At 55.8% G+C, this 6,635-nt stretch carries 5 protein-coding genes; all 5 read right to left on the bottom strand.

Annotated elements, in window-relative coordinates:
• A partial coding sequence (locus VKV18_RS14165) for a sigma-54-dependent transcriptional regulator (RefSeq protein ID WP_324204835.1) occupies positions 1-687 on the bottom strand: 687 nt, incomplete at its 3' end.
• 2 nt (positions 688-689) lie between these two features.
• Positions 690-2,525, bottom strand: coding sequence for a sensor histidine kinase (locus tag VKV18_RS14160; RefSeq protein ID WP_324204834.1), 1,836 nt, complete (start codon positions 2,523-2,525; stop codon positions 690-692).
• 7 nt (positions 2,526-2,532) lie between these two features.
• Positions 2,533-3,162, bottom strand: coding sequence for a potassium-transporting ATPase subunit KdpC (gene kdpC, locus VKV18_RS14155; RefSeq protein WP_324204833.1), 630 nt, complete (start codon positions 3,160-3,162; stop codon positions 2,533-2,535).
• A 22-nt stretch (positions 3,163-3,184) separates the two neighbouring features.
• Positions 3,185-5,290, bottom strand: a complete 2,106-nt coding sequence (gene kdpB / locus VKV18_RS14150) for a potassium-transporting ATPase subunit KdpB (RefSeq protein WP_324204832.1) — start codon at positions 5,288-5,290, stop codon at positions 3,185-3,187.
• A 12-nt stretch (positions 5,291-5,302) separates the two neighbouring features.
• The coding region (kdpA, locus tag VKV18_RS14145; protein ID WP_324204831.1) for a potassium-transporting ATPase subunit KdpA at positions 5,303-6,635 on the bottom strand (1,333 nt) is incomplete at its 5' end.

Below are 6,635 nucleotides of genomic sequence, written 5' to 3'. Positions count from 1 at the left end.
CTCATCTACCTGTAACACCCCATTAGGAGGGAGTTCGGCGTGTTGCCAGAGATAGTTGGCCAAAGCCTCTTCGCACAGGGCTTGCCAAAAACGACTTCCGCCTGCAAACTGCTCTCTATCGGCATAAGCTTTTACAAGCTCGATGATATGCGGCAAGAGAATCACCTTACACCGGCTTTTCTCTCCCGATGGGCTGGTGACGGTGAACGTCTGTTCAAACTTCCCTCCGGTGTAGAGAGCGGTATCCGGTTGAAACTCGATGTGGTAGCCGTTGACCGTAGTAAATCCGTAGGTCAGCTCATGCGGCTCTGTAGTACCCGTCGCCTCTCTATTCAGAGCCGCATCTACAGCGCCGCGAAGGGTTTTTGCCGTAAAAGGCTTCCTCAAAAAGTCGGTAGCTCCCAGTTTCATGGCGGAAACGGCGAGGTCTATCGTTCCGAAAGCGGTGATCATGATGATCTTTGCATCTGGATTGCGCTCCTTCAGCTCTTTTAGAACGTATAGGCCCTCCACATCCGGCATTCTTTGGTCTAACAAAACGAGGTCCCACGCCTCTCCATTTCCGAACTTAGCGATGCCTTCCAGGCCATCGTAGGCCACTTCAACCTCATGGCCAGCTGCTCGTAACGTAAGTTGAAGCATACGGCAGATATTGGGTTCATCATCAATAACAAGAATGCGCGCCATTTTCAAAGCTCCTTAACGGGTAGATAGAAGGTAAAAGTGCTGCCTTTTCCAGGCGTGCTCTCCACGGTTATTTGGCCTCCATGGGCTTTCACGATGGTCTGTGCAATAGAAAGCCCTAAACCTGCCCCACTACGCGCCACCCCCGGTACCTGCACAAACCGTTCGAAGATGCGTGGAAGGTACTCGGGTGGAATGCCGATACCCGTATCCTTCACCGAAAAGAAGACCTTCCCATCCTCCGCATAGGCCTTTACATGAATTTGCCCTCCCTCTGCGGTGAAGCGGACGGCGTTGTTGAGCAGGTTGAGCAGCACGCGATTGATCTGGGCCGGGTCGGCTCGAAGCTGGGGCAACAAGGGAGATACTTCGACGTGCAGGTGGAGATTCTTCGCTTTTGCCTGAGGCTCTATGGCCTCAATGGCGTTTTGAACAAGCTGCTTAGGCGATACGATCTCGAATCGAGGCGGGGTTGCGCCCGTTTCAAGACGTGTGATGTCGAGGAGATCGCGCATCATGCGGTCTAAGCGCTGTAGGTCTTCCTTCTGGCATCGGATAACCTCCTGCTGTTCTGGGGTTAGCGGGCCGAGAGTGCCCTCTTGAAGGAGGTCTACTGAGAGTTGCAACGAGGTCACCGGCGTGCGCAACTCATGCGAGGCGATGCCGATGAATTCGGTTTTAAGCCGGTCGAGTTGGCGCAGGTGGGTAATGTCTTCCAAAACGGCCACGGCGCCGAGCAGCGTTCCCTCCGCCGACTTCATCGGGGTGGTGCGCAAGCGATAGGTGCGTGGAATGCCGGCATACTCTAGGTCAACCATGCCGGCCTCATCCTCGGCCACCGAGGCGCTTTGTTGATGAATAGCCTTGTGCAGCGCAGCGACGATGTTCTTATCCCGAATGGCCTCATCAATCGGTTTCCCAACAAGGCTTGCCTCCGGGCCAAAAAGCCCCTCGGCAGCGCGGTTTACATGCACCAACTTCCCCTCTGCATCGGCCACTATCACCGGGTCGTAAAGGCTTTCCAACGCCGCTTCCGACATGCGTTCTGCACGTTGATAGCGCTCCTCTTCAACACGACGCGCCTCTTGAAGCCTCTCGGCCATCTGGTTGAAGGCACGCGCAAGCGCACCGATCTCATCGGTGCGGTGCACCTCAATGCGCTGATTAAAATGCCCCGCTCCTATCTCTTCGGCTTGGCGTACCAACGAACGCAGAGGAGAGAGGGCGGAATTGACCATTTTGTAGGAGAAGAAAAGCGCCAATCCCAGAGCAAGCACCGAGGCCGTAATGCCCATCCAAAAAGCACGTCGCGCCTCGGTTCTTGCGCGTTTATCCGCCTTCACAATGGCCTCTTGGTTTAGATCGAGCACGTCTTGAGCCCGCTGCTTGAGCCGCAAAAAAGCCGGTTCGAGCACATGAAAATAGTAGGCACGCGCCTGCTTGGACGACATGGGAGGGCTTGCATACAGCAACCGTTCTATCGCTTTCTGATACCTGGCGAATTGGCGCTGGATGTCGTCGGAAAGCTGTTGTTCGCCCGGCTCTGTAATGTTATGGGCCTCGACATCCGCCGCTTGGGCAAAAAGCGGTCTAAAGAACTGATACTGCTTTCGCGCCTTCTCCACCTGTCCGGCTAGGTAGAAGGTAGCTGCGCTATCCTGGCGCTCCAGAAACTCTTTCATGTTTTCGGCAGCCACCACGCTAATATAGTTGTTCTTCAAGATGCGGTCTACAGAGGTGCCTAGATGGCGCACCTGCAGAATCCCTCCCACGATCACCCCCATCAAAACAAAGATGAGGATGAGATAGCCGATGAGAAACTGGGTGCGCACGTTGTACATTTTGCCTCTATTGCCTCTTTGTGATGGGATAGAGCCGGTCAAGCGCAAGGTTCAGGCGTAGAACGTTTACGCGTGGCTCGCCGAGAAGGCCGAACTGCCGAGGTTGCGTATAGTCGTGAATAAGCTGCAGGACACGGCCAACCTCCACGCCTCGTGCTTTGGCCACGCGAGCGGCCTGCAGGAGAGCGTTTTCAACGCTGATGTCTGGGTCGAGTCCGCTGCCGGAACGGGTAACGGCATCGGTAGGTAGCGGTGTTGTGCTCGATAGGTTGTTCTCTTGACGATAGGCTGTAGCCAGGTCTTTTATTCCGTCGAAGTTGTCGGTGGCCTTCGCGCCATGATGCACGCCATTGATCAGTTTATCCGTCGTAGGCGCTAGATTGGTTCCTCCAGAACTGGTGGGGTCGTAGCCGTTGCCTGCCGCCGAAGGACGTGGGTGAAAGTAGATAGGAAGCGCGAAGTTTTGCCCGATCAGCTCCGAGCCAACCACTTTGCCGTTGCGTACAATGAGACTTCCGTGCGCTTGAAACGGAAAGAGGATGTTGGCGACAAGGGTGACGATGCCGGGGAACACCAGCCCCAAAAGGATCGTCCAAGTCAGAACGCTAACGATGGCAGGGCGCAGTTGACTTCTCATAGTATCGTTCTCCTTCGTTGATTTAAGCGAGATGTAGCAAGACCAAGAGGCGATCTAGCAGCCAGATTCCTGGGAAAGGAGCGATGATACCGCCTAACCCATAGATCAGCAGATTTCTTCTCAGGATGGCTGCTGCCCCCAACGGCCGATAGGCGATTCCTTTCAGGGCTAGCGGGATCAGCGCTATGATGATGAGCGCATTGAAAATGACCGCTGCCAAGATGGCCGATTCGGGGTTGGTTAGCTTCATGATATTGAGTGCGTTGAGGGCGGGGTAGATAGGGGCAAATATCGCCGGCAGGATGGCGAAATACTTGGCCACATCGTTGGCGATGCTAAATGTGGTAAGCGCCCCTCGCGTCATGAGCAGTTGTTTTCCGATCTCCACCACCTCGATGAGTTTCGTGGGGTTGCTATCGAGGTCTACCATGTTGCCCGCCTCTTTGGCCGCTTGGGTGCCGCTGTTCATCGCTAAGCCCACATCGGCCTGAGCCAGTGCCGGCGCATCGTTGGTGCCATCTCCGGTCATGGCCACCAGTTTTCCCGCCGCCTGCTCTTGGCGAATCAGCGCCAGCTTCATTTCGGGGGTGGCCTCGGCAAGGAAGTCGTCTACCCCGGCCTCTTCCGCGATCGTCTTAGCCGTTAACGGGTTATCGCCGGTGATCATAACGGTGCGGATGCCCATAGAGCGCAACTGCTCGAAACGCTCCCGAATGCCCCCTTTCACAACATCTTTTAGGTAGATCACGCCGAGAATACGCTCGTTTTTCGCGACGACCAGCGGGGTACCGCCTTTTTGTGAGATATTGGTTACGATGGGGTCGAGTTCACAGGGAATCTCACCGTCTAAAGAGAGCACATGGCGCTTAATGGCCTCCGCAGCTCCCTTCCGAATCTGTTGATCGTCCATATTGATGCCGCTCATGCGCGTTTGAGCCGAGAAGGGAACGAACTCGGCATGGTGGGCAGCCAACTCTCTCCCTCGAAGGCCGTACTTCTCTTTGGCGAGCACCACAATGCTGCGTCCCTCCGGGGTTTCGTCGGCCAAACTGGAGAGCTGAGCGGCATCTACCAAATCCTCCATCTTTACATTGGGAAGCGGAATAAACTCCACCGCCTGGCGGTTACCGAGGGTGATGGTGCCCGTTTTATCCAGCAAAATGGTGTCAATATCTCCGGCGGCCTCCACCGCCTTGCCCGACTTGGCCAGCACGTTGTGCTGCATAACTCGATCCATGCCGGCGATCCCGATGGCGGAGAGCAGCCCACCAATAGTGGTTGGGATGAGGCAGACAAGCAGGGCCACCAGCACGGTAACGGAGGGCGATTGGCCGGACTGTGTAACGCGCACGGCAAAATCGGCGAAGGGGGGCAGCGTAACACAAACCAATAGAAAGATGATAGTAAGGCCCGACAACAGAATAGAGAGGGCGATCTCGTTAGGGGTTTTCTGGCGTTGGGCCCCCTCTACTAGGGCGATCATACGGTCTATGAAGGTCTCTCCGGGGTTGGCGGTAATGCGGATGACGATGCGGTCGGACAGCACTTTCGTTCCGCCCGTTACCGCGCTTCGATCTCCACCGGCCTCGCGAATGACGGGGGCCGATTCGCCCGTGATCACCGATTCATCCACGCTGGCAATCCCCTCGATAACTTCCCCATCGCCGGGGATGATATCGCCTGCCTCACACACCACCACATCGCCCTTGCGCAGCTGGGTGGCCGGCACTCGCTCCTCTTTCCCATTAACCAGCTTGCGTGCCAAGGTATCTGTTTTGGTTTTACGAAGGCTTTCTGCCTGCGCCTTCCCTCGCCCTTCGGCCATCGCCTCGGCAAAGTTTGCAAAGAGAACGGTGAACCAGAGCCAAAGCGCCACCTGACCCGTAAAAAGCGGTTGACCCGTATGAGTGATCAGCTGCTTTATCCAGAGATAGGAGGTGAGCAGGCTGCCTACCCATACCACAAACATCACGGGATTACGGGCAACCAAGCGCGGATGGAGCTTTCGAAAGGCATCGCGCACGGCATTTTTTACGAGGGTAGGCTCAAATAGAGAGAGGGTTTGCTTTCCAGAACGCGACGCTCTATCTGAAGCAGGATTCTTACGGTCATTTTGTATGATTCGCATCGTTTGCTCCTTTTAGAAGAGTTTCCCACTGAGCATTTGAAACTGCTCGGCAAAGGGGCCGAGGGCCAACGCGGGGAAGAAGGTGAGTGCCCCAATGATGATGGTGGTGCCAACGAGCAGAAACACGAAGGTGCTCGAATCGGTGGGGAAGGTGCCGGCAGTGGCCGGAACCAGCTTCTTGCGCGCCAAACTTCCTGCAATGGCGATGGCGGGAATGAGCATGAAGAAGCGCCCTACCCACATGGCCAGCCCCAGCAGCAGGTTGTAGATGGGAGTGTTGGCGGTAAGGCCCGCGAAGGCCGAACCGTTGTTGTCGGTGGTGGAGGTGAACGCATAGAGGATTTCGGAGAAGCCGTGAGGACCGGTATTGTTCACGTTGTTGTAGGTGGCGCCGAGATAGGTTGTGCTCCCGTTAACTCGGTTCAAAGGGTTATGGGAGGAGAGAGGCAAGTCGGAAGCGATGGCGGTAAAAGCGAGCACCGAGGCGGCGTGGATAAGCATCACCAGCACCGCCATGGTCACCTCATACTTTTCGATCTTTTTACCGAGATATTCAGGTGTGCGCCCCACCATCAGCCCGGCGATGAATACCGCGATAATGGCGATAATGAGCATACCGGCCAACCCCGAACCCACTCCTCCAAAGATCACCTCGCCGGTCATCATGTTCACGAGGGGAACCAACCCCCCCAGAGGGGTAAAAGAGTCGTGCATGGCGTTTACGGCCCCACAGGATGTATCGGTTGTGACCGTCGCAAAAAGAGCGCTGGCCGCAATGCCGAATCGCATCTCTTTGCCCTCCATGTTCCCACCCGGCTGAAGTGGCGATGGCTTAAGCTCAAGCCTAAAAGGTGCCCTTTGAAGCAGCGGAATGCCTCTTTGTTCTTGTTGATAGCAGACGAAGACCCCTATGAGGAACATAACGCTCATGGCAGCAAAGAGCGCCCACCCCTGGCGGGTATTGCCCACCATTTTGCCGAAGGTGTAGGTAAGCGCGGCAGGGATCAAGAAGATGGCCAGCATCTCCAAAAGATTGGTAAGTGGAGTTGGGTTTTCGTAGGGATGTGCCGAGTTGGCATTAAAGAAGCCGCCGCCGTTGGTACCTAACTCCTTAATCGCCTCCTGAGAGGCCACCGGCCCTTGTGGAATAAGCTGTGCCGTCCCCTCTAACGTGGTCACTTTGGTATAGGGAGAGAAGTTCTGGGGAACCCCTTGCCACACCAGCAGCAGCGCCAAAATGAAGGTGAGCGGCAAGAGAATGTAGAGGGTTGCCCGTGTGGTATCTACCCAAAAGTTGCCGATTTCACGCACTGTGCGACGAGCAAACCCACGGATGAAGGCCACG

The sequence above is a fragment of the Chthonomonas sp. genome (assembly GCF_035294505.1).
Classification (GTDB): domain Bacteria; phylum Armatimonadota; class Chthonomonadetes; order Chthonomonadales; family Chthonomonadaceae; genus Chthonomonas.
The sequence above is the reverse complement of the archived record's forward strand: the minus strand, read 5'-3'. Positions and strand labels throughout refer to the sequence as shown.

Bases quoted from the DNA above. Each gene is read 5' to 3' on its own strand.
- kdpB (WP_324204832.1), bottom strand. From the start codon at position 5,290: ATGCGAATCATACAAAATGACCGTAAGAATCCTGCTTCAGATAGAGCG.
- kdpC (WP_324204833.1), bottom strand. From the start codon at position 3,162: ATGAGAAGTCAACTGCGCCCTGCCATCGTTAGCGTTCTGACTTGGACG.
- VKV18_RS14160 (WP_324204834.1), bottom strand. From the start codon at position 2,525: ATGTACAACGTGCGCACCCAGTTTCTCATCGGCTATCTCATCCTCATC.